The following is a 25,122-nucleotide window of genomic DNA, read 5'->3' on the forward strand; positions in this document are numbered from 1 at the left end:
GCACACCTTATTTGGGTATAGTTGCTGACATAAGACCTAATAATGACCAATGACCAATGACCAATGACCAATGACCAAACTTCGAGCATTAATCTTTGACGTAGATGGGACATTAGCCAATACAGAACAAGACGGACACCGCGTCGCCTTTAACCGTGCCTTTGCCGAAGCGGGATTCGATTGGGATTGGTCTGTTTCCCTTTATGGTGAACTATTAGCGGTTGCTGGCGGTAAGGAACGTATCCGCTATTATTTGAAGCAATATCGCCCCGATTTCCAACCTCCGACTAATTTCGACGAGTTCATTGCCAATCTGCACCGGGCGAAAACTCACCATTATCAGCAACTTATCGCCACGGGTTCTATCCCCCTACGTCCGGGTGTGCAACGATTGATTAAAGCGGCGCGATCGCAAGGAATTCGGTTAGCGATCGCCACAACTAGCGCCCTGGCTAATGTAACGGCGCTTTTGCAGCATACTCTGGGGGATGAGAGTCTAAGTTGGTTTGATGCGATCGCGGCGGGTGATATCGTCCCCGCCAAAAAACCCGCCCCCGATATTTACAACCATGTACTGCGGCAAATGGATTTGCCGTCCCAAGACTGTTTGGCGATCGAAGATTCTGATCAGGGTTTAATTGCAGCGACGCAAGCAGGTATCACCACACTAATTACAGTCAACAATTATACAAAAGACCAAGAGTTTACCCAAGCGGTACTCGTGTTAAATCATCTCGGAGAACCCGATCAACCCTTTACTGTTCTCGCTGGAGATGCGGGAGATAAGCGATACGTTGACATAGAACTCCTGAACAATCTCCATCACCGTTAGAACGGCTTAATAGAGTTGAGTTTATTTCCATTAACCTACTTAGGGGTGAAAAGACTATAGTTAATAGCGGATCAGACGCCACCCCAATCACTAATTCTCAATCACTAATCGCCTAACTTTACAAATTAAAGTCCAAAATTCTATTACTATAGCAATTAGCTCTCAGTCATGATATCATGTCCGTCTAGACAGTGATTTTTGACTTTCACCTTGCCACCTTACTTCTTACCTTCTGCCCTAGAGCCTTCTGCCCTAGAGCCTTAAAGAGTACCAACGTGTAGGTATTCAACCGAACCTGATAATGATCTGCTTGTCTCGGAGTGATGGGGTAGCGTTATGACCTATAGCCTTAGAATTACCGATATTCCTGCTAGCGAACGTCCACGCGAACGACTAATGGCGATCGGTGCCAAAAATTTGGCGACAGCGGAATTGATTGCTATTTTGCTTGCCACAGGTCAAGGCAAAGGTAAACTTTCGGCAGTCGGTTTGGGACAATATATTTTGCAGCAATTGAGTCAAGATGAGCGCGATCCCATGGCGGTATTGCGAGATATCTCACCCCAAGAGTTGATGCGTATTCATGGCGTCGGACCTGCCAAAGCTGCCACCATTTTAGCCGCCATTGAACTGGGAAAACGCGCCTTTCAGTCTCGCCCCACAGAAGGTACTATCATTGACAATCCCATGGCAGCGGCGGCGGCTTTCAGTCATGAGTTAATGTGGCAAACTCAGGAACGGTTTGCTGTGTTGCTGTTGGATGTGAAAAATCACTTATTAGGGATTAAACTCATCTCCGTAGGTACCGCCACACAGACATTAGCATGTCCGCGCGAGATTTTACAAGCTGTTTTGCGCCATGGAGCGACGCGGTTTATTGTGGGGCATAGTCATCCAACGGGTAGTGTTGAACCTTCTGAGGATGACATTGATTTGACCAAACAGCTTTTGCAGGGGGCGCTGATAATCGGCGTAGCCGTAGTGGATCACCTGATTTTGGGAAATGGTAATCACCGGAGTCTAAATCACACTACTTCATTGTGGAAGGAATATCCCCAAGATATTTAATTGTGTGAGTTGTAGTTTCAGGCGGCGCTATGTTAATTTAGGGGGCTAGGGGCGATTAGCACAGTGGTAGCGCACTTCCTTCACACGGAAGGGGTCACTGGTTCGAGTCCAGTATCGCCCATTTAAGTTGAATAGCACTGAAATAAGCATTTGGGGAGCGTCAAAACCCTTTATCTATCGTAGGGTGGGCATTGCCCACCAGCCTTAAGTCAGTGACATTCCATTTAAGTTTCATGACAATACCTAATAATTGCGCTTTCAGCGATTAGCTTCGCTAGTGCCAAAGGCAATCGCTGATTTTTCTCTACAAAAATCAATAGAGTGCTGTTTAGTTTTCACTCTCAGAATTTCCACTCTATCAGAAACTGGTATTCCTTCAAAAGAGGATAAATCCTCAATTAACTGATTACAGCACAGCCCAAATAAAGTGACTATTTACGCATTGCTGAAACGCTGACGATACAAGCATTTTCAAAGTTTAATTTTCAGGAAACGACACTCGATTAAGAGCCTCCTGGAACATAAGTTAGTAACACTTTGTCAGAGGATGTAGTTACGGAAAAATCATGTGATGCCCAAGGTCAATGCGTTTGTTAACTAGCAAACGATTCGGACAATTTCATTGAAGTGCTATTTTTAAACCTGGTGAATTATGACTCCCCCTTCAATCGTGAAAAAGTTTTTCCTGACCCCGGTTATGATTTTGGGTTCTACCTTCTTCATTTTAACTTCTCCCCTTCTATTTGTGGGATCTTCGCCGATACAAATTTCCTCGGAAAATGAACCGATATTTTCCGGTAAAGTTAAAGATATAGCCGCTCCTTACCTGGGTTTGGCAACCTTGCTCAGTTTAGGAGCGTCTGTGGGATATGTTTCAGTTAGGGGTTGGCGACAGTCTGCTCATCAGGCGGCGATAACTGCACAGCAGATGTCTATTTTAGAGCAAGAAATCCAGGCGAAAGAAACAGAGTTAGTGGAGTTGAAGGCTTCACAACTCCAGTTAATGGCAGAAGGACTCGATGGATTCTTGGAATAAAAGCATCGTTCATTTAAGGCTCTTAATGTCAATAATGACTCTCATCCTTGTAGTGCGTTAAGCGAAGCCATGCCGCAGGCTTTGCATCTTGCTCGCTACTAACATCCAATTTAAATGCATGACAGCTTGTTAGACTAAGCGACACTCCCCTTTTTTAGATCCCCCTGCTCTTCCTATCTACTACATTTGAGCGCAACTCGGTATTACTTGTCTCCCTTGTCCTCTCTATTAAGCAGGGAGTAGAGTGTCCCCAGAACCACAACGAGGGCGAGAAGTGGAGCATATTCTGGAAACGTGAGAAAGATTACAATGATTTCCAGGATGATTTTCATAGCTTCTACGTTTTGCATGAGTGGTTTTCTGATGGGTTCGACATTTTCATCAAACTCGGCGACTGTCGGAATCAGTGTCGTTCCGACAAAAGTCCGACAAAAACGACAAAAAATCGACATGAGTGAAGCCAGGGGTCAAAGATGAGCGATGTCGGTTAGAGTGGCTCCACAGTACATCCGGGAGGTTAAGCAAGCTTATAAACGTCGCTGTCACACTCAGCAACGTTTAGCTGAGGCGTTGGGGATGAACCGAGACACGATTAGTAAATTTGTCAATGGCAAGTTCATCAGTTACTCCTATTTCGAGGAAATTTGCCAAAAATTAGGGCTAAGTCTGGAAAAAATCGCTGATTTTGAGATTGAGGAGCGTGAACCGTCAGACTCGTCTGAGCGACTTTCTTCCCTAGAAGAACGGTTGCTGGGGTATGGGGGACTTTCTGATCTTCAATCCCCGTCTGATCCGGTAGAACCGCCACCCCAGCAAACTTTTCCGGTTCTGTTTGATCGAATTCTTGAGATTGACTTTAAGGAACAGTCTCAGCGATTTAAACAGGTGATTGAACTTCAGCGCACCGCAGGCTTTTTGGTTCATGGTGAGCCTTGCTATGGACAGCAATTTTTGCTGAATCGACTGTTGCGGTTGATCCCAGGGCGGCAGAATCAATCTCCGATTAAAATTGATGTCAGCTCTAGTGGTGTGGGTAAGAGTATCCCAAACTTGTGGCGAGAACTTACTGCTTGTCTCCAATTACCCAGAGAAGCGACACCTACGGAGATTATGGATCGAGTTTGCGATCGCTGGCAAACTCAGGATGTTATTTTTGTCTTCTATACGGTGGATTATATGCCGCTAGGTATACTTTCTGAATGGCTACAGGAGTTCTGGGAACCGTTGGTGACAAGGGCAAAGAAAAGTTTACCCCAAGGCGACAGGCATTTGTTGATGTTTCTGGTGGATAATTGTGGCAGTGTTGGTCAATCGAATGTTAGGTTAGCTGAGAACTTTGAGCAACCGGAATGCGGTAAGACACGATTAGCGGAGGCGGTGGCTTATGAATTAGGCTTACCTTATGAGCCGTGGTATGTTAAATCAACCAGTCAGGCGCAAGATGGACTTTATACCTACGATGCGGTGCGCCGTCTACACGATGCTCAACTGGTGCGGATGGGTGAAAAAAGCCAGTCTCAGGTGGAGAATTTAGAGCATTATATCAAAATGGGGGCGTTAGGACGGGCGTTTCAAAATCATCAGCGCACCGTGGTGCTAATTGATGAAATTGATAAGGCGGATATCGATTTCCCTAATGATTTGTTGCGGGAACTTGACGAGCAGACATTTGTTATTGAGGAAACGGGGGAGAAGGTTAAGGCAGTTTATCCGCCGATTGTGTTTATTACCAGCAATGATGAAAAAGATTTACCCGATGCTTTTTTGCGTCGTTGTCTGTTTCATTATATTGAGTTTCCGGGGTCAAACCAGTTAGTTGAGATGATTAACGCTCATTTTCCGGTATTGGCGCCAGGGTTAGTTGAGGCGGCGGTAGAGCGATTTGCTAAGTTGCGAGAGAAGATGGTGAAGGGGAAGTCGGGGAAAAAGGTGAGTACGAGTGAGTTATTGGATTAAACCCGATGCCGAATGAGAGTTGGTTGTATACAACGGCGGCGGAAATTGCCCGTTTTGTGCCAATGTTTGAAATGAGTCGTCAGGGGATGAATGCGGCGATTAGCGTATTGCGGGGGCGATCCGGAGTTGGGGATAAAATGTATAGATGAGGGGTAAATCAACCCCTAAATCAAGCCGGGAAATAAATTTCCGGAACCTAAAGCTAAAACCCGTTAAAACGGGTTGAATCATTAGGATGCATGTCAACTTTATAATGGCATGGCACACCTAACTTGAGGGATTTGAATTACGTCCATAAACCGTAGGGGCGCACTGACGTGCGCCCAAAAAAACATCAAATCTATTCCACCATTTTAGCTGTATCATTCCGCCATTGTGAGGAGAGCGAAGCGTAAGCTGTCATGCATTTAAATTGGGCATTAGTAGCGAGCAAGATGCTCGCTCTACGGCAAGGCTTTCGCTATTATTGACATTAAGGTTTAAATGCCGAACAGCTTAACGCACTATTACTCAAGGTTATCATAGCTTACCAAAGCTAGCTTATACTATTAGTCAGTATTGTGTCTGCCTCAATTCCCAATCCCAATCCCCAATCAAAATCATGGCAACAACGAACCAAGAACGAGAAAAGCGAGTCGCTGTTGAGCGGATTGTGGGGTTTGCCAAACAATTTGGGGAAGCCCATCTAAATCTAGCTTGTCACGCCGCCTTTCCTCTAGTTCTCACCCCTGACTTACTCTACCAAATTTGGGCAACCTTCATCCCGGAAACACCTTGGACGGCGGTAGCGCGGGTATTGCTGTCGCGTTTATGTCGGCAGGTTGGCTATGATATGTATGAGATGGATATTCCAGTTCGCAATCTGTTGCTCAGGGAATTGAAGGAACAGTTTGGGCAACAAAGATTGGAGGAATTGGGTGCATTTTTGATTGATTATGTAGCGCAGCAGCTTACTGAAGATGATCCGGCTACGCAGGATTTACGAGAAGCGCAGGAGTGGACGGCATTGGCGTATACGCAACCTGCTGAAGCAGGGCGAAAATTGGCAGAGGTTCTCAGTGAACGTGTGAAAAGAGAGAACATAGATATAGCAGAGGTATTACGCCTAACTTCATTAGTAGAAACCTATGCAGAACCGTTAGAGGAATTTGGATTTAAACCCTTACTGCGTTACAGTCAGGCAATGAAAAGCTTTGTCATTGGTGACATAGCCGATGCAACAGCTAAATTTGACAAAGTGCTTGAAGATGGTAGTCAGGAGGAGATTATTGGGATACAATTACCGATACCATCATTAGTTCCGACCTCTACCAAACAACCTCCCTTATATTCTTACCATGTTGGCGGAAGTTTACCTCTGGATGCTACCAGTTATGTCGTGCGTCAAGCAGACCAAGACCTTTATCAGGCGTTGAAAGCAGGGAGATTTTGTTACGTCTGCAATTCCCGACAAATGGGTCTATCTAGCTTACGAGTGCGAACGAAGAAACGGTTAGAACTTGCAGGAATTGTCTGCCCGGTGGTTGATTTGACTCGCATTGTTCGTCCGACAAATGAACGACAATGGTATAAGGCAATTGCTTACCGTTTAGTCAGTGAATTACAATTGGCGTCTCGGGTCAATTGGAAACAGTGGTGGCAAGAGCATGAATTTTTATCGCCTGTACAGCGCTTAGGTGAGTTTATTGAGGAAGTCTTGTTAGCTATTATTCCTCAACCAATTGTTATTTTTATCGAGGAAATTGATTGTATACTGAGCTTAAGTTTTCCGACTGATGATTTTTTTTCCCTAATCCAATCCTGCTATAACAGACATGACCAGAATCCAGAGTATAAGCGTTTGACGTTTGCGCTGTTGGGTGTAGCCACGCCCTCTGATTTGATTCAAGACAAAACAAAAACGCCTTTTAATATTGGTCAAGCGATTGAATTACGTGGCTTTAGCCTAGAGGAAGCGATGGTGTTAACACGAGGATTAGAAGGTAAAGTAGAAAAGCCTCGCTCTGTCCTCAGAGAAATTCTGAAATGGACAAACGGTCAACCTTTTTTAACTCAAAAGCTTTGTCGGATTACCCAAATGATTACCTATACTATTCCTGCTGGTAGTGAAGCACAGGACATCAACAACTTAGTCAGGTCGCAAATTATTGAAAATTGGGAAGAAAAAGATCATCCTGAACATCTGAGAACTATTCGCGATCGCATACTCCTAAGTAATAAGATTGGTGCAGAATCATTACTTCGCTATTATCAGCAAATTTGACAAAGAGGAGAAATGTTAGCTGATGATAGTCCTGAGCAGGAAGAATTATGTTTATCAGGATTAGTGGTTGAGCGTAATGGTAAATTAACGGTTCAAAATTTAATTTATCAATCTATATTTAATAAGGATTGGGTCAAAGGAGAGTTAGCAAAAATTTCCAGGTAAAAACAGAAAAGATCATTCCCGATATCTTGCCTAATAGCCATCAAATTAATGGGGTGTATAAAACGAGCGATCGCTCCCTTTAAAATCATTACCTCTACCAACCCGTTTTAACGGGTTTCAGCTTTAAGCCGGAAATTGATTTCCCGGCTAAATCTTGTGGCGAGAACGACTAACTCGTTATAACGGCTTTCGCCTCTGGCTAAATCTTATGGCGAGAACAACCAACCCGTTTTCCCTTGCGCCTTGGCTTTGAGGAAATTGATTTCCCGGCTAAATCTTGTTGTAACGGTTTTCGCCTGGGCTTTGAGAAAATTTATTTCCCGGCTCAATCGCCTCATTTCATCAACGCCAATACGGAAAATTATAAAAATAAGGTCAAGATTACCGCACTCCCCAACTGGGCATCCTTTGTCATCATAAAAATAACTCCTCAAGAAATCCATAATCCAGGAGTTTATAAGGCAGCGTTCCGTTATTGGCTAGGAGCGCTGCTTTGTATAATGAAAATGGCAGAGAAAACTACTACACAACCGCCTAAAAAGCGACCACAAAAATGGGAATTGCAACAACAACCTCTACTCGCTGGTGGCATCCAAACTCTCAGAACGGGGAAGTCACCTGCACATTATGTCCGCGAGAATGCCGCATTCGAGAAGGAGACCGAGGGTTTTGCTTCGTGCGGGCGAATGTGGACGGACATCTCGAACTCACCACCTACGGACGCAGTTCTGGATTCTGTATCGACCCGATTGAGAAAAAACCCCTGAACCATTTCTTACCCGGAACACCTGTATTATCATTAGGAACGGCTGGTTGTAACCTGGGCTGTCAATTCTGTCAAAACTGGGATATCTCCAAAAGTCAAACAATGGATACCTTGGCAGATATCGCCACTCCAGAAGCAATTGTCGCGGCTGCTAAACGAACAGGCTGTCGCAGTATTGCCTTTACCTACAACGACCCCACAATTTGGGCAGAATACGCCATCGACATTGCCAAGATTGCCCGCGCCGAGGGAATTGCCACCGTAGCCGTAACCGCAGGTTATATCAATCCTGAACCGCGACGTGAGTTTTATCAGTGGATGGATGCTGCCAATATTGACTTGAAAGGCTTCACGGACAAATTCTATCGTAAGCTAGCCAAGGGACGACTTGAGCCTGTCTTAGAAACGCTGAACTATCTCAAACACGAAACCAATGTTTGGTTCGAGATTACTACTCTTCTGATTCCGGGAGAGAATGACTCACCTGAAGAAATCGATGCTTTGTGTGATTGGATTGTTACCAATCTTGGTTCCGACGTACCCATCCATTTCACCGCGTTTCATCCAGATTATAAGCTTAGACACCTAGCACCAACGCCAAAAGAAACCCTGAAACGGGCACGAGAACAAGCCATTGCTGCCGGAATTAACTTTGCCTACGTTGGTAATGTTTACGATGTTCGCCAGGAGAGTACCTATTGCCCTAACTGCGGTAAGGTATTAATCGAGCGCGACTGGTACGAACTTGGGCAATATAATCTCAATGGCAACCACTGCGGCTTTTGTTCTCAGGAGATTCCCGGCGTCTTTGAGGAAAAAGCGGGTAACTGGGGCGCGAAACGCTTACCGATACGGGTTTAGGGACTTGCGGAAAAAGCGACTTGAAGGGTAGGTAGAGTGTCATATCATGTCCGGTTGAATACTCACATTTAGGCATAGACAAGGCAGAAGGCAGAAGGCAGAAGGCTCCAAGGGAAAGGGGAAAGAGCAAGGTTGCAAGGAAGAAGGATATAACGGTTATTTCGGCGGACATAATATAGCAGGAATCATTGTAGAGACGTTGCATGCAACGTCTCTACATAAATGATATGTCCTAACAGCTATGGCGGTTGCTATATCATACCAAATCCTAAGATTGCCAGCCGACCTAAGCGCTGAATTGTACCTCGACAGAGGGTTGAAACCATTGCCCATTGCCTATCCCCACCACACGATTTATTCAGCAGACCCTAGGTAGGGTATGGCTTATCCGAAAACTTGCAAACAGTGCCGACGGAAGTCATCACCTCGGTGTTCAAAACTTTGATATTGGTCAAAGCTTGCACAAGCAGGTGACAGCAAAACCACACGCGCATTATCTTGTTGTGCTAATTCGGCGGCTCTAGGGATGGCTCTTGCCAGGGTTTCCACAATTTCGTAACGGAAATAACCAACTTCCTGTAAGCGCTGGGCAAATGCAGATGCTGCCTCACCAATCAGTAAAACAGCCGCCGCTTTTGCTTGTATCGTATTCAACCATTGCGTATCATCACCCGCTTTGGCTTCACCCCCCGCAATTAAAATAGCCGGACTATCAACCGCCGCTAATCCCACTTGCGCCGCATCGTAGTTCGTGGCTTTACTATCATTAATAAAATCAATTCCCTGCCAGGTGATAATATGTTCGAGGCGGTGAGGAACACCGGGAAAATTAGTAATTGCCTCAACAATCGCCTGTTTCTCAATTCCAGCTAACCGCGCTGCTGCGACTGCCATGAGTAAATTCTGCTGATTGTGATGTCCCACCATCCGCAAGGAGTCTACAGGAAGAATCGGTTCCGATTCCACCATCACCCAGCCATTTTCAATATACACCCAGGGACGAGGCGTCGCGTCACGTCCCTTGACGCTTGTCCAGTAAGCCTTTGACCAATGAGTGGTTCCCAACTGACGTAAATAGGGGTCATCACCGTTAAAGACTTGATCGTGCGATCGCGACAGCAGCTTGGCTTTAATATTGTAGTAGTTTTCCAGGGTCTTGTGGCGGTTCAAGTGATCAGGCGTAAAGGTTGTCCAAACCCCAATCGTTGGGGCTAACTCCCGTGACGACTCAATTTGATAACTACTAATTTCTGCAATAACCCAGTCAATTTGGGATTGGGAATTAGGGATGGAGGCATTCTCCCTTCCTCTGCTCCCCGGCTCCTCTGCTCCCTGGCTCCCCTGCTGCTTCAAAGCCAATTCACAAGCCGCATAGCCGATATTACCACAGGCAGGTGCATGGAACCCCGCCGCTTGAAAAATAGCTGCAATCAAAGCCGTTGTCGTGGTTTTACCATTCGTCCCCGTAATCCCAACCCAAGGAGAAGATTTGAGATAACGCCAAGCCAGTTCCATCTCGCCAATTGTATCAATCCCGCGATTCCTGGCTTCAATTAAAACCGGAATATCCCAAGGAACACCAGGACTCACCACAATCAGTTCAGGTAAATCCCTATCGCCCAGAGTGAGCGAATAGCCCAGTTTAACCGTAATTCCCTGAGCAGTCAGCGCTTGTTGTTGCTGTTGTAAAGATTCAGAGGTTTTGCTATCACTGACTGTCACCGTCCACCCTTCCTGTTTCAGGAGTCGTGCGGCGGCTATTCCGGAGCGTCCCAGACCAATGACGTGAGCGTTGGGCATAACCTGATGATGGTTCGTTCTTAAATCTAATTACCATGTAGAGACGTTGCATGCAACGTCTCTACAGTCCAGGGACTAATAATTCTACCAGAAGATAGCTGTCGGATTCCGGGTGAAGTGCGAGATTGAAAGAGACATCCGCCGTCATGCATTGGGAATTACAGGTTATCGTGACCAATTTTCCTAACTTTTTTGATCATGTCCGGTTGTAATTTCAATCGTATCATCGATGACAATTTCTGTTTTAGCGAATTCTTATGCCTGTTGACAATAACAACTCCAACGACAACACCAATAAACCATCTGAACAAAAACGCTCCTGGGTTAAACAGTATGGTACGAGCTTACTTCTCCTCGCCGCCACTGTCTTACTGATCAATTTTGGTCTGCTCCCTAATCTCGGTGCTAACCGCCGACAGGTTCCTTACAGTCAATTTCTCGAACAAGTCCAAGCCGATAAAGTTGAGCAAGCGACGATTGGTCGAGAGCAAATTCGTTATCAACTTAAAGAAGGTGCAACATCCGAATCCCAAGAGTCTCGTAGTTTCGAGACAACACCCGTTCCCCAGGATCAGAAATTAGTCGAAATTCTGCGACAGCATGATGTCGAGTTTACCGGCTCACTCGCTGAAACAGATGGCGGAATCGGTGGCTTCCTGAGTTGGCTGGTCATGCTGCTTCTATTCTTCGGCTTTTGGATATGGTTATTGCGCCGTGCGGCTGGGGGAGGAGGTGCTGGAGGACCAGCCGCTTTCAATGTGGGCAAAAGTAAAGCCCGTATATATTCTGAAGGTCGAACAGGTGTTAAATTTGATGATGTCGCTGGGGTTGATGAAGCCAAAGCCGAACTCCAAGAAGTTATCGACTTCCTCAAAAATTCCCAAAAATACACCCGTTTAGGTGCCAAGTTTCCCAAAGGAATTTTACTCATTGGTCCTCCGGGTACAGGCAAAACCTTATTAGCTAGAGCCGTTGCGGGTGAAGCCAATGTTCCCTTTTTCAGTCTCTCGGGTTCTGAGTTCATTGAATTATTCGTCGGAGTTGGTGCGTCTCGTGTACGCGATTTGTTTAAACAGGCAAAAGAAAATGCTCCCTGTATTGTCTTTATTGACGAATTAGACGCCTTAGGAAAATCCCGTGGGGGTGGCAATTCCATGATTGGTGGCACCAATGATGAACGGGAACAAACCCTGAACCAACTCTTAAATGAAATGGATGGGTTTGAGCCGAATATCGGTATTATTCTGATTGCAGCAACCAACCGTCCCGAAGTCCTCGACCCAGCGCTTCAACGTCCGGGTCGCTTTGACCGACAGGTTGTCGTAGACCGTCCGGATAAGATTGGACGCAAGGCAATTTTAGCGGTGCATGTCCCCAATGTGAAACTAGCCGACGATGTGGACTTAGATAAGCTGGCGATTCGGACACCCGGTTTTGCTGGGGCTGATTTAGCCAACTTAGTGAATGAAGCGGCACTGCTGGCAGCACGCCAAAACCAGGATACCGTGACTATGGCAGATTTTAATGAAGCGATTGAACGAGTCATCGCTGGATTGAAGAAAAAATCTCGTGTGCTAACGGATACAGAGAAAAAGACAGTAGCGTATCACGAAACGGGTCATGCTTTAGTCGGTTCCCTAATACCGGGAGCGGGTACTGTCGAGAAAATATCAATTGTACCCCGTGGTGTCGGTGCTTTAGGCTACACCTTGCAACTGCCAGAAGAAGACCGCTTTTTAGTCGGTGAAGATGAAATTCGCGGTCGCATTGCGATTATGCTGGCGGGACGTTCAGCCGAAGAGTTAGTGTTTGGCAAAGTATCGACAGGTGCCAGTGATGACATTCAGAAGGCGACGGATATGGCAGAACGATTTGTCACTATCTATGGCATGAGTGATAAACTAGGACCGATCGCCTTTGATAAGCCCCAATCTCAGTTCCTGGCTGGAATGGGCAGTCCGCGTCGTTCAATCAGTCCCCAAGTCGCCGAAGCGATTGACCAAGAAGTGAAAGCGATGGTGGATGGTGCTCACCAAATGGCGCTGAAGATTCTTGACGATAATCGAGAGATTTTGGAACAAACCGCCCAGGTTTTGCTTCAAGAAGAAGTCTTAGAAGCGCAAGCCCTTCTGGAAAAGTTAGAACAGATGCAGCCACCCAAGGGATTGGATGAATGGTTGCGAACTGGGAAACTGCCTGAACATCAGGATTTATTGCCGTCGATGAATTAGGATTTGGCTACGTCTCTACAAATTTTGTCGGGACGTTCCCCTAAAACCTCTCTACATGTATAATGTCGAAGGTCATCGAATGATTTTCCTTGACATCAAACAAGGCTTGGCATGAAGACTCTTAAAATGAATGTCGCTGACTTAAGCTGGGTTCGTAGTAGGCACTTTAGTGCCAGAAGCGCTAAAGCGCTGACTACAAACATTTCTTTTAAACGTCTGGCAGCAGCAATGGGTTTAACCCTACTGAGTTGGACACTACCCACGAAGGCACAACCCCTATTGGAGCAACAACTTCCCTCCAGTATTGAGCAACTCACCAACCCGGCACAACTGCGACAATTTCAACAACGCCTTCAGCGAGAACAGCCCTTTTTGTATTTATTTTTACAATTAGAATCGGCTCAGACTGAAAATTTGCAACAGAAAGCCGAACAAGAAATTCGACAACTGTTGCAACAGCCGCCATCGCTACAACAGCAGTTATTCCAGCAACAAATACGAGAACCGTTGCAGCTAGAGGACTTGTAAAGGTTGTATTTAGTCGCGAAATAAATTGAATTAGGTTCCCTGGAAACAAGTATTTTATTTTTATAGGGAACTTATTTTACTATTTACATCGATAATTTATCTATTTTTATTGAGAGAAAATACCTCAGTTGTCTAATTCTGAGAAAACGTTTTTTTTGTAGACTAAAAAAACAAAAGCAAATAGTATTGTTTCACCAATCAAACAAAACCAAAACAAATGTTAAGTATTGTTAACTTGCTTGCCTAATTCGCTAATAAGGCTCTATTAATGGAACAAGGTAGAGAACATCGTGATGACAATCTATTCAAATCAAATAGACAGCACGATGTTAAGTTGAAACCCTGCTGTCAGAAAAAAATACAGCAAATTCAACGATTACTGGATCAGGGGTTTGCTAACCATTTCGCAGAAAAATAATAGGCTTCAAGTAGCACTTTAGTCAAATAGTCTTGGAGAACAAACAATGTCACAAGTGTTCACGGTTCAAAACCGGAAAGACAGCGGACAAGGTTCCTTAAGAGATGCGATCGCGCAAGCCCAGTCAGGAGATACAATTAAATTTGCCTCTCGTCTGAAAAATAAGACCATTAAGCTGACCAGTGGTCAACTCGAAATTGATAAAGACCTAACGATTGATGGGTCTAAGGCTAAAGGTTTAGCCATCAGTGGAAATAACGCCTCTCGTGTGTTTTTTATTCAAGATGATCCAACAGGGGGAGCTGTAGAGGTTACCCTAAAGAATCTGATCATCGCCAATGGCAAAACGACGGAAAAAGGTGAAGACGGCGCTGGGGCTGGAATTCGGACAGAAAGTCACACCACACTAACGGTAGAAGATAGCGAATTTCGGAATAATCATGCTAACGGTGAAGGAGGTGGTGCCATCTTTGCCGGTTGGCGCAGTAGCACGAGTGTAATTGACTCTGAGTTTGAGAATAATAGCACATCGGGAAATAGTCAGACCGGTAAGAGTGAACGAGGTGGTGGTGCGATCGCCGTTGGTAGTGAAAGTTCTCTCACCGTCAAAGATAGTGAGTTTACGGAAAATACCGGAACCAATGGTGGGGCGATTAACACCGTTTTGGGGGGATTAATCGTCGAAAACTCCACCTTCACCGATAATGACTCTACTCCCGGTGGTCCCCTTGGTCCCCATACAAAGGGCTATGGTGGTGCAATTTTTACCGATGGTGCTTCCGCAACCAGTGATAACAGTACCAAGGGTAAAATTGAGATTCGTAATAGTCGGTTTGAGGGTAACAAAGGAGCCGGACAAGGAGGAGGACTGTTTTTATACGCCTATCCGGGCGACGAAGTGATTATTGAAGATAGCACAATCATCGATAATCAGGTGATCAAAGATGCCAAAGGTGATGCTCTTGGCGGTGGAGTGCGGCACGGGAATAGTAAATTGACCGTGGGTAACACCACCTTTGCTGATAATCGGGCGCTGGTGCAAGGCGGTGGTTTGTGGACAGGAGAGAAATCCCCGGTCACGATTGACAACAGTATTTTCTACGGCAATGAAGCCAAGTCAACCAATGGTAAGAAGGGTTTGGGAGGAGCAATCCTCTTAGGGAATGGTTCTGGCAAAACGAAGATTACTAGCACCACAATTGCCAATAATTATGCGGGATGGCAAGGTGGAGGATTCTGGGGCGGTGGCAATAATGTTACCCTCAAAAAGACCCTAGTTGCCGATAACTTAGCCAATAATGGTGGCAACAAGTGGAATATTTACCATCACACCGGTAAAGTATTTAGTGATGGGGGCGGTAATTTTCAGTCAGAAGATCCCAATCCTAACGATACGAAAATAACAGCTAAAGCCAAGCTGCTAGACCCTGAATTAGGAGCCTTTACCGATAATGGAGGTGCTGTACAAACCGCCCCGATACCGGGCAATCCAGAGGTGACAGGCGGATCTACACTGGCGCCGACAGCAGGCGGTAATAGTGTGAGCAATAATGAACTCCAATTAGTCGCAGCGGTTGCTGATCAAACGACTGAGGTAGACGAACCCTTGAGTTTTGATGGCAATAATCAGGATACTACACCTGCCCAAAATGACTCCATCCTAATCACTGACGGGGAACCTGAACTCATCGACTTGCAAGATCAAACCAGTCCAGTATCAGCTAAGTTTTTCAATATTGAGAATAATGCTGGCTTTGACAATTCTGTCGGTTTTTATGCCGTTGAAAATGAGCAAGGAGATGTGAAAGATAAAGTAACGGGTGAACTGATTAGTCCAGATGAGGCAGGGTATGCTGAAGCGGCTTTCAGCCAACAAGTTGTTGGCGACATGAACCGAAATACCGGAATATTTGAAGCAGAATTCCAGCCAGGAACCATTTTAGCGCCTTACATTATTGCTAATGGTACGACAGAAGAATGGCTGGAAACCAATCCAAATAATCAGCGCCTTGGTTATGCAGATCCCACTGCCTACTTTGCCTATTTAGGCGCAAATCCTGATGGGAAAGATCATGTCCGTCTACTGGGTGAGAATAAGTTTGGCTTTGAAGATTTATTTGGGGGTGGTGACTTAGATCATGATGATATCACCTTCGAGGTTGATTTAACGGTTGCCTAAATTTTCTGACCCGATTGGGTTGTAGAGACGCGCCATGGCGCGTCTCTACTTGACGATCGCGCCAAATTCTGCCAATACCCGGGCGTGGTTCCGCAGTAACCCCAATAGGTTCAGCCGATTGCGCCGAATCTCTGGATTTTCGTCCATCACCATCACCCCAGCTTCCTTATCATCAAAGAAGGTACTCACAATTGGCGTAACTTCTGCTAATGCATCAACAATTTGCTGATAATTACGCTCTTGTTGTGCGGCTTGAGTACGGGGAACTAATTCAACTAATGCCTCATAAAAAGCAGGTTCACTTGATTTTTCAAACAAATCGGGACGCACAACCGCTTTGGGATCTAACTGTTGGAAATCTAAGTCTCCTTGCATCGACAATCGCGCCGAACGGTTCACCGTTTCGTAGATTTCATCTAGTTTTCCATTATTCCGAATTCCTTGCAGGAACAAAGCGCGATCGCGAACATCTAATACGTCTTTTAATGCTCGTTGGGTATACTCGCGATCGTTCTCTCCTAGCACCGCATTCACCAAGTCATAATCAATCATCTTTTCGTCTTGCAGCAAGGTGCGAATCCGTTGGATGAAAAACTCTTGTAAGGCTTCAACGGGCGATGATTTTCCCGAATAAGCGGCGACAAAATCAGCAGAAACATCTTGCAATAGCTGCTCTAAATTAATCGCTAAATTTCCCTCCCAAGTAATATTAACCACCGCATTCGCGGCACGGCGCAAGGCAAAGGGGTCAGAGGAACCCGTGGGAATCATGCCTAAGCCAAAGATACTCACCAATGTATCTAGGCGATCCGCCAATCCCACCACTTGACCGATTAATGTTTCTGGTAACTTGTCCCCAGCACCTCTGGGTAAATAATGCTCAAAAATCGCGGTGGCTACCGCCTCAGATTCACCACTCGCCAGAGCATACTTTTGTCCCATGACACCCTGTAATTCAGGGAACTCATAGACCATTTGGGTGACGAGATCTGCTTTACAAAGAGCGGCGGCGCGAATAATATCATCCCATTGTGTCTGTGACACTGCTAATTGTTCGGCAATCCGTGAGGCGGTTTTTTCGATGCGCCCTACCTTCTGACGCATGGAACCTAATTCATCTTGAAAGGTTACGGTTTCTAACTTGGGTAAATAATGGGCTAGGGGTGAGGCTAAGTCTGTTTTATAGAAATACTCGCCATCTGCTAAACGGGCGCGAATCACTCGTTCATTTCCGGCGGCGATAATCTCAGATTTTTCTGGATCACCATTGGACAGGGTAATAAAATGAGGGAGTAATTCGGTCGCTGTTTCATCCTTAAAGACTGGGAAGTAACGCTGATGGGTTACCATTACTGTTTTCACTACCTCTGGCGGTAGGATTAAGTATTCGGCGTCAAATTGACCGACAATAGCGGTGGGATATTCGACTAAATCTGTGACTTCATCCCATAATTCCTCATAGAGTTGGGTATGACCGTTGAGTTTTTGCGCGGCTGACTGAACTTGGTCTTTGATGATTTGTTTGCGGCGATCGCGTTCTACAATCACAAAGGCTGATTCTAGGGATTTCACATAGTCCTCAGCCTGGGTAAGGGTTACCGAGTCTGGGTGTAAGATCCGATGTCCACGGGATGTGCGATCGCTGTTTATCGTTTCGGAACCATTAACTAATTCAATTGGCAACACTGTATCATCCAGCAGCGCCACCAACCAGCGAATCGGGCGAGAAAACTTCAAGTCTCCATCCCCCCAACACATAAACCGCTTCCCTTCTAAACCAAAAATCCACTGGGGGATGACTTCGGGGAGAATTTCAATCGCCGAACGACCAATTATTTTCTTGACAACAAAGACAAATTCCCCTTTCTTTGTCTCTCGGATTTCTAAATCATCCAGGCTAACGCCCTGTTTGCGGGCAAACCCTTCAGCGGCTTTGGTGGGTTTCCCGTCTTTAAACGCGGCTTTGACAGGTGGACCCTTGACGTCTTCTTCGCGATCGGGTTGTTGGCGGGGTAATCCCTGAATCAGTACCGCTACACGGCGAGGTGTGCCGTACACCTGGATACTGTCAGGAGTCAGCAGGTGTTCATCAAGGCTTTGTGACAGGCGCGACTGCCATTGTTGAATCGCACTCTCGACGAAATTTGCGGGTAATTCTTCTGTACCGACTTCCAATAAGAATGTGGGCATAATGCGATCGCGCTTCGTGGACAAGGGTTGGGTGTGAGTAGGATGAACGGCTAGCAGAGTCTAGTGGCTGCCAGTTTTCCTAGTTTAACCCTATTCTCGACATCCTCACCGTGAGGGGTTTGGGAACCTACCAGGGGTTTGGGAACCTACCAGGGGTTTGGGAATCGGGGTTTGGGAATCGGGGTTTGGGAACCTACCAGGGGTTTGGGAATCGGGGTTTGGGAACCTACCAGGGGTTTGGGAACCAAACCCCTACTTCGATGCTCAAATTCGGAAACTGTAATGGAGAAATCCGATCATTTTCCGCCAGGATTATCTCTCGCTGATACCCTTGTGGAGTTGGTTCTCGAAAAACGTGCAGTTGACGTTGCTTGAGGTTTAGCACCCAATACTCTTGAATGTCAGAGTTGGCATAATCATTTGCCTTGATACCGCAGTCTGTATTGAGTGTTCTATCGGCAACTTCAATAATCAGATAAATTTCTGAGGGGTGAGGGTGATGATCCAGGTAGCGTAAGACATCGGGCATAACCACCGCCACATCGGGTTCGGGTTCTGAGCGATCGCTTAATGTTACGGGAAGTTGTGTCCTGACTAGCACTTGTTGTCTTAAGTTATTGTCTAACAGCAATCGGGTTAGGGTAATGGCTGTCGCATGGGGCGTTCCTTGGGGACTCATTTTTCGGATAATCTGTCCGGCTATTAATTCGACGGGTTGATCGGGTGATAAAATGCCCACTTCTGCCATCCGGTGATAGTCTTCAACTGTCCACAGGTGTAGGGGGATTTGGGTTTCGTGTTGGCTTATTGGCATCAGTTTTAAGTAGGTAGAGATTGTTAAAGTTAACGGTGGTGATCGTCATTTGTCATTCGTCATTTGTCATTTGTCATAAGCTGTTCGGCATTTAAACCTTAATATTAATAAGAATGGCGCAATCCTTGTAGTGCGAGCATCTTGCTCGCTACTAATACCCAATTTAAATGCATGACAGCTTACTCAAGGGAGCGCCAAGCAAGCTACCTTTATGTAAGGATTTGAGTTGATTTTACATAACTTAATATGGTTGAATTTATTTTCACCTATTCACTTATCAGTTTAAGACGAAGCCTTCTCGTACTCTAGAGGAGAACCCGAAGGGTTGAGTAACCTCACATTAGGAAGACAAATACACAATAGCGAGCGAGACGCTCGCACTACAACCATTCCCCATTCCCTATTCCCTATTCCCTATTCCCTATTCCCTGTTGCCTCATCTCAACCGTTAACTTTCATTTTATCCGACAACTTAGAAGCTAAGATAAAAGCTAAACCTGTCTCTTTGCAGGAGTCGATTGAGTGTATGTGGGCAACGCTGAGAAAACAACTCTGGCAATGGCGGGGTGTGTTTATTGCTGCTCCTACTGTAGCCGGAGTCATCATCGGGTTACGCTGGGCGGGATGGCTGCAAGAACTAGAACTCGCCGCCTTGGATCAATTTTTTCGTTGGCGTCCCCCTGAAGCGGTGGACTCGCGGATTGTGATTGTTGAGATTGATGAACAGGATATCCAAAAACTCGGCAACTGGCCCCCCTCTGATCAAACCCTTGCCCAATTACTAAATAGGCTCAAACAACAACAACCCAGAGCCATCGGTTTGGATCTATATCGGGATTTACCTGTAGAACCTGGGCATCAGGAATTGGTCGAAGTTTTTCAATCGACGCCGAATTTGATTGGGATTCGTAAGGTAGCCGGAGATGCTGAGGGAACGGCAGTTAATCCACCACCAATCCTGAACGAATTGGGTCAGATTGGCGCAAATGATTTGGTTGTGGATAGTGATGGTAAAGTTCGTCGCAGTTTACTGTCTCTGGGAACTCAATCTGGTGACATTATCCCTAGTTTTAGTACGATGTTGGCTTTGACCTATTTAGAGGCAGAAGGGATTACGCTTGAGCCAATAGATGATCAAGGAACTCAGTATCGGTTGGGCAAAGCTGTTTTTACCCGTTTCAATCAGAATGATGGAGGCTATGTTCGCACCGATGCAGGTGGATTTCAGATCATCTCTAATTTTCGCAATCTCAGCCAAGGGTTTCAGTCAGTTTCGTTCACGGATGTCCTAGCGGGAAAACTACCAAAGGATTGGGGACGCGATGCCTCCGGCGCTGCTTTGGCAGGACGCATTGTTTTGATTGGAGTCACCGCTGAAAGTGTCGCCGATCACTTTTTCACCCCCTATAGTCACGGGTTGGTGAATCGATCAACGGGGGTGGAAATTCATGCAGATGTGGTGAGTCAGATGGTGAGTGCGGCGTTAGAGGGACGTCCCCTGATTCAGGTTTGGTCGGAACCCTGGGAAATCCTGTGGATTGTAGCTTGGACGGTAGTCGGGGCGATATTGACCTGGGGACAGCGCTATCGGGGGGGTGTGACGCTGCGATCGCCTGTTAAGGTGGTCAGTCTTATTTTCGTTGCAGGTGGCTTGGTTGGCGGCTGTTACTGGGCGTTTTTGCAGGGATGGTGGATTCCCCTGGTGCCGCCGATTCTGGGGTTAACCGGGTCTGCGATCGCGATTATTGGGTATGTGGCTTATGGTGCAGGTCAGATGCGCCGCATATTTGGTCGCTATGTCACGGATGCGGTGGTGGAGAATTTGCTGGAGACACCTCAAGGATTGCAGTTGGGTGGAGAAAACCGCCAGGTTACGGTTTTATTTTCCGATTTAAGGGGATTTTCAGCAATTTCCCAACGAATGTCGCCGAAAACAGGCATGATGGTCATTAACCATTACTTGCAGGTGATGACGGATGTGATTGACCAGTATCAGGGTGTGATTAGTGAGATCATGGGCGATGGGATGCTGGTTATATTTGGTGCGCCGATTGAACGAGAGGACGATTGCCAACGCGCGATCGCTTGTGGGATTGCCATGCAGTTGGCGATGGCGGATGTTAATCAGTACAATGACACCCTAGATTTGCCCACCTTAGAAATGGGGATTGGTATTCATGGGGGAGATGTATTAGCCGGGAATATTGGGTCACAAAAACGGGCAAAGTATGCGATTATTGGTAGTCCGGTTAACTTGGCGTCTCGGATTGAGTCCTATACCGTTGGCGGACAAATTTTAATTTCTGAGTATCTGTTTAAGCAGGTAGGTTCACTTCTCAGGGTTGATGGCAAATTTAAGGTTCACCCGAAAGGCTTTTTTGAGCCGATTACGGTTTATGAGATTGGTGGAATTGGCGGTAAGTTTAATTTATTTTTGCCGAAACCGGAAGCAGATTTGGTCGTTTTAGTGAAGGAAATCAAAATACAGTACACAGTTTTAGAGGGGAAATATTTAGGGGAAATAGTCGGTCACGGGGCGATTGTCAAATTATCAACTCATGGAGCTGAGATTCACATCCAACAGTCTGTGGAATTGTTCAGTAACCTCAAGATTAATTTAGTCACAGGAACCCACAAGGCAAAGGAATTGGGAGATATTTACGGGAAAGTTGTGGAGAAATCGGTAGATAATCCCAGAGGTTTCGATATTCGGTTTACTGGTATTCCTCCAGAAATCGCAGCGATGTTTTATTATTTGCGTCAGTTTTCTTCAGATTGACTCATCTATCTTTTATTATCTTCAATGTTTGTCAGGGCGTCCTCTTCGCCACCCACCAAACCATTGCAAAATTGTAGTGGCGTTGCACACTAATTTTGTGGATTAGAATTGTAGGGGCGCATGGCGTGCGCCCAGAAAATTTGCAAAATCTATGCCACCATTTTAGCTGTGCCACGCGATTAGTGTTCTAGATATACCGTAGGGTGGGCATTGCCCACCAGCCTTAAGAAGCGTTACATTCGACTTAAATTGGTAGGTTGTTCGGGCGCACGTCGGTGCGCCCCTACGGTTCCTTTGCCGTCATTCTAATTGCTCATATTTCCTGTCTCAATCCACTGTACAAGCCTATAATAAAGGGTGCAATACCAGAATAGGTAGGTTAAAGAAAGAATCAGCAATCCTGTCAATTGTAGAGACGTAGCATGAGGAGTCTCTACGGGGCAGAAACCTGACAATTGACCGAATTTTGCCAACCGTCCTGAGGCGTTCCATTGGGAACATTAGCCGTCAACACCACATTACCTTCAGCATCAATAATCCAACCTTGAGCTTCAATAATCTGTTTGGGAGGATGAGAAATAGAAGAATTCTCCTCGTCTGCTTGTCCTTCTGTTTCGTCATCTTCCTTCCTGGGTATCACCGTGCCAAAATCATCTTGTATCCAGTCAGGACTGACTAAATCCGTCGGGTTTTCCGGTAAACCCCCTCGCCCCGTAACCATAAATTGATTCTGGCGATTACTAGGGGCACAAGTCCGATTAATTTGTCCAGAGGGGTCAATAAAAGTGCTGGGTAATTGAGTCAGTCCTCGACTGGGATCAAGGGGTACATTGGTTATGACTTGACCGGGATTGCCAAACTGAGAACTGGCATCAATATCGTTAGTCCGATTGCCGGGAATAGCTGGACGTTCCTCAATGCCAAAAATGCCTTCACCAGTGATGATAATGCGACCCCCATCACCCCGTTCAGCACTAGCAATAATATCACTGCCGTTGACACCTTCTGGGGGCAGGACTAACAGAAAAAGGGTGTTAATATCGATATTACCGCCATTGGCATCACCAGAAGCTTTGGCAGAAATCAAGCTTTCATCCCTCATGAGTAATGTGTCTAAGCCGCCCAAACTGATATTCGCCCCAGCTTCTACACCACTGGTTCCAGTTTCCGCCGTGAGTTGACCTTCATCAAGAACCAAGGAGTTTGCCCAAATCGTCAAATTTCCGGCTTGTCCCGAAGGACTACTCACGGTTACAGATGACCCATCTTCGACAGACATCTGAGAGGTTTTCACGGTTAAGTCACCGGCTGTGCCACCTTGAATCGCTTCTACAGATAGGCGACTATCATGACTCACTTGCACTGAATTAGCCAGATTGGAGTTAGGATTAATTCTTAAATTTCCGGCTACACCTGTTTCAGTCGAAGCCGAAATTGCACTATTATTACTAACACTCAAGGTATCCAAGCCTTCTAGGAGAATACCCTCACTCCGACTGGAGATATTGGATGCTAGTATCTGTGCCTCATTTTCCAGGGTCAATTGCGGAGTATTTAAGATAATATCTCCAGCAGCACCTGTCGCCGTGGCATTAGCACGGATAGCACTATCCCCAATCAATTGGATAAAGTCTGTGGCAGAAATTCTTACCCCTCCAGCCCTACCCGTACTTTGGGTTTCGGCAGAAATTTGAGCGCCATTAGTAGCGGTTACAGAGTCACTCTCAATGTCTACTCCTCCAGAATTCCCCTTAGCTCCCGGCTGCACTGTACTAAAAACACCACTGGCGAATCCTTGACTATCTTCCCCATCAAACAAAAGCCTATCCGTTGCCCGAATCACTATCTGACCCGCATTTCCTTCTCCTGCAGTACTGGCAGTAATTCGAGCGCCATTGGTGGCAGTTACAGAGCCACTCTCAATGTTTACACCCCTAGAGTTTCCCGTGGCTCCTAGATGCACCGTACTCACAATACCACTAGAGAATCCTCGACTAGCTTCTCCATTCAATAAAATGCTATCCGTTGCCCGAATCACTATCTGACCCGAACTGCCTTCTCCAAAGGTAGCGGCAGAAATTTGAGCGCCATTGGTAGCGGTTAAAGAGCCACTCTCAATATCCACATTCCCAGAATTTCCGTTGGCTCCTGATTCCACTCGACTAAAAACACCACTAGGTAATCCTTGACGAGTTTCCCCATCAAAGAAAAGGCTATCTGTTACCCGAATCACTATCTGACCCCCATTTCCTTCTCCTGAAGTACTAGCATCAATTTGAGCGCCATTGATTGCGGTTAAAGAGTCACTCTCAATATCCACATTCCCAGAATTTCCGTTGGCTCCTGATTCCACTGTACTAAAAACACCACTAGGTAATCCTAGACGAATTTCCCCATCGAATAAAATGCTATCTGTTGCCCGAATCACTATCTGACCCGCATTTCCTTCTCCCAAGGTAGAGGTAACAATTCGAGCGCCATTGGTAGCGGTTAAAGAGCCAGTCTCAATGTCCACGCCCCTAGAATCTCCCTTGGCTTGCGGATACACTGTACTCAAAACACCACTGGGTAATCCTTGACGAGTTTCCCCATCGAAGAAAAGGCTATCCGTTGCTCGAATTATGACTTTACCCGCATCTCCTTCTCCAAAGGTAGCAGCAGAAATTTGAGCGCCATTGGTAGCAGTTAAAGAGTCAGTCTCAATGTCTACACCCCCAGGATTTCCCTTAGCTCTCAATACCACTCGACTAAAAATACCACTAGGTAATCCTTGACGAGTTTCCCCATCTAATAAGAGGCTATCTGTTGCCTGAATCACTATCTGACTCGCATCTCCTTCTCCAAAACTAGAGGCATCAATTCGAGCGCCATTGATTGCACTCAAAGAGCTACTCTCAATGTCCACTCCCCCAGCATTTCCATTAGCTCCTGGCTGCACTTGACTAAAAATACCACTGGGTAATCCTAGACTATTTTCTCCATCCAACAAGAGATTATCCGTTGCCCGAATTACCACCTGACCCGCATCTCCTTCTCCAAAAGTAGAGGCATCAATGCGAGCGCCATTAGTGGCAGTTAAAGAGCCAGTCTCAATATCCACACCCCCAGCATTTCCCGTGACTCCTGATTCCACTCGACTAAAAACACCACTGTTTAATCCTTGACTATTTTCTCCATCCAACAAGAGGTTATCCGTCGCCCGAATTACTATCTGACCCGCATCTCCTTCTCCTGCG

Annotated in this window: 16 protein-coding genes, 1 tRNA gene and 2 pseudogenes; 14 read left to right on the forward strand and 5 right to left on the reverse strand. The window is 46.0% G+C overall.

Annotation, left to right across the window (positions count from 1 at the left end):
- The first annotated feature begins 70 nt into the window (after positions 1-70).
- The 4 genes from RIE73_RS33115 to RIE73_RS33130 all read left to right on the forward strand — a co-directional run bounded on the left by RIE73_RS33115 (position 71) and on the right by RIE73_RS33130 (position 2,936).
- A complete protein-coding gene (locus RIE73_RS33115) occupies positions 71-832 on the forward strand; it encodes an HAD family hydrolase (RefSeq protein ID WP_446405208.1) in 762 nt (253 codons plus the stop codon).
- Between the two features lie 336 nt (positions 833-1,168).
- Positions 1,169-1,900, forward strand: coding sequence for a RadC family protein (gene radC, locus RIE73_RS33120; RefSeq protein WP_446405209.1), 732 nt, complete (start codon positions 1,169-1,171; stop codon positions 1,898-1,900).
- A gap of 49 nt (positions 1,901-1,949) precedes the next feature.
- Positions 1,950-2,021, forward strand: a tRNA-Val gene (locus RIE73_RS33125).
- 531 nt (positions 2,022-2,552) lie between these two features.
- Positions 2,553-2,936: a hypothetical protein gene (locus RIE73_RS33130; protein WP_446405210.1), complete on the forward strand. Its 384-nt coding sequence runs from the start codon at positions 2,553-2,555 to the stop codon at positions 2,934-2,936.
- Positions 2,937-3,139: 203 nt separating this feature from the next.
- On the opposite strand, the gene RIE73_RS33135 is transcribed toward RIE73_RS33130, so the two are convergent.
- Positions 3,140-3,388, reverse strand: a complete 249-nt coding sequence (locus tag RIE73_RS33135; RefSeq protein WP_446405211.1) for a hypothetical protein — start codon at positions 3,386-3,388, stop codon at positions 3,140-3,142.
- A 28-nt stretch (positions 3,389-3,416) separates the two neighbouring features.
- Between RIE73_RS33135 and RIE73_RS33140 the strand changes: the two are divergent.
- From RIE73_RS33140 to amrS, 6 genes and pseudogenes are all read left to right on the forward strand, one after another.
- Positions 3,417-4,211: pseudogene (locus RIE73_RS33140) on the forward strand (helix-turn-helix domain-containing protein); the annotation flags it as partial.
- A gap of 66 nt (positions 4,212-4,277) precedes the next feature.
- Positions 4,278-4,889, forward strand: a pseudogene (locus tag RIE73_RS33145) (AAA family ATPase); the annotation flags it as partial.
- Between the two features lie 8 nt (positions 4,890-4,897).
- On the forward strand, positions 4,898-5,041 hold the full coding sequence (locus RIE73_RS33150) for a hypothetical protein (RefSeq protein WP_446405212.1): 144 nt from the start codon (positions 4,898-4,900) through the stop codon (positions 5,039-5,041).
- Positions 5,042-5,493: 452 nt separating this feature from the next.
- A complete protein-coding gene (locus tag RIE73_RS33155; protein ID WP_446405213.1) occupies positions 5,494-7,155 on the forward strand; it encodes an AAA-like domain-containing protein in 1,662 nt (553 codons plus the stop codon).
- A gap of 12 nt (positions 7,156-7,167) precedes the next feature.
- The gene (locus RIE73_RS33160) at positions 7,168-7,320 is read left to right on the forward strand and encodes a hypothetical protein (RefSeq protein WP_446405214.1); all 153 of its coding nucleotides are present in this window, start codon (positions 7,168-7,170) and stop codon (positions 7,318-7,320) included.
- Between the two features lie 553 nt (positions 7,321-7,873).
- Positions 7,874-8,947 carry an AmmeMemoRadiSam system radical SAM enzyme gene (gene amrS / locus RIE73_RS33165; RefSeq protein WP_446405215.1) on the forward strand — a complete coding sequence of 358 codons (1,074 nt, stop codon included), beginning with the start codon at positions 7,874-7,876 and terminating at the stop codon, positions 8,945-8,947.
- A 384-nt stretch (positions 8,948-9,331) separates the two neighbouring features.
- Here amrS and murD read toward each other — a convergent pair whose 3' ends face one another.
- The gene (gene murD, locus RIE73_RS33170) at positions 9,332-10,747 is read right to left on the reverse strand and encodes a UDP-N-acetylmuramoyl-L-alanine--D-glutamate ligase (RefSeq protein ID WP_446405216.1); all 1,416 of its coding nucleotides are present in this window, start codon (positions 10,745-10,747) and stop codon (positions 9,332-9,334) included.
- A gap of 257 nt (positions 10,748-11,004) precedes the next feature.
- On the opposite strand from murD, the gene ftsH reads away from it, so the two are divergent.
- The 3 genes from ftsH to RIE73_RS33185 all read left to right on the forward strand — a co-directional run bounded on the left by ftsH (position 11,005) and on the right by RIE73_RS33185 (position 16,103).
- Positions 11,005-12,978, forward strand: coding sequence for an ATP-dependent zinc metalloprotease FtsH (gene ftsH / locus RIE73_RS33175; RefSeq protein ID WP_446405217.1), 1,974 nt, complete (start codon positions 11,005-11,007; stop codon positions 12,976-12,978).
- Positions 12,979-13,089: 111 nt separating this feature from the next.
- Entirely contained in the window at positions 13,090-13,506 is a 417-nt protein-coding gene (locus RIE73_RS33180) for a hypothetical protein (RefSeq protein ID WP_446405218.1), read from the forward strand.
- 464 nt (positions 13,507-13,970) lie between these two features.
- Complete coding sequence (locus RIE73_RS33185; RefSeq protein WP_446405219.1) at positions 13,971-16,103, forward strand: DUF4114 domain-containing protein; 2,133 nt, start codon at positions 13,971-13,973, stop codon at positions 16,101-16,103.
- Between the two features lie 45 nt (positions 16,104-16,148).
- On the opposite strand, the gene glyS is transcribed toward RIE73_RS33185, so the two are convergent.
- Together glyS and RIE73_RS33195 are read right to left on the reverse strand one after the other, a co-directional pair.
- Entirely contained in the window at positions 16,149-18,293 is a 2,145-nt protein-coding gene (gene glyS / locus RIE73_RS33190) for a glycine--tRNA ligase subunit beta (RefSeq protein WP_446405220.1), read from the reverse strand.
- A gap of 226 nt (positions 18,294-18,519) precedes the next feature.
- A complete protein-coding gene (locus tag RIE73_RS33195; protein ID WP_446405221.1) occupies positions 18,520-19,107 on the reverse strand; it encodes a Uma2 family endonuclease in 588 nt (195 codons plus the stop codon).
- 325 nt (positions 19,108-19,432) lie between these two features.
- On the opposite strand from RIE73_RS33195, the gene RIE73_RS33200 reads away from it, so the two are divergent.
- On the forward strand, positions 19,433-21,886 hold the full coding sequence (locus RIE73_RS33200; protein WP_446405222.1) for a CHASE2 domain-containing protein: 2,454 nt from the start codon (positions 19,433-19,435) through the stop codon (positions 21,884-21,886).
- Positions 21,887-22,319: 433 nt separating this feature from the next.
- On the opposite strand, the gene RIE73_RS33205 is transcribed toward RIE73_RS33200, so the two are convergent.
- Positions 22,320-25,122: beta strand repeat-containing protein (locus tag RIE73_RS33205; RefSeq protein ID WP_446405223.1), on the reverse strand; the 2,803-nt coding region annotated here is incomplete at its 5' end.

It is taken from the genome of Coleofasciculus sp. C1-SOL-03, from assembly GCF_040220555.1.
GTDB lineage: Bacteria > Cyanobacteriota > Cyanobacteriia > Cyanobacteriales > Coleofasciculaceae > Coleofasciculus.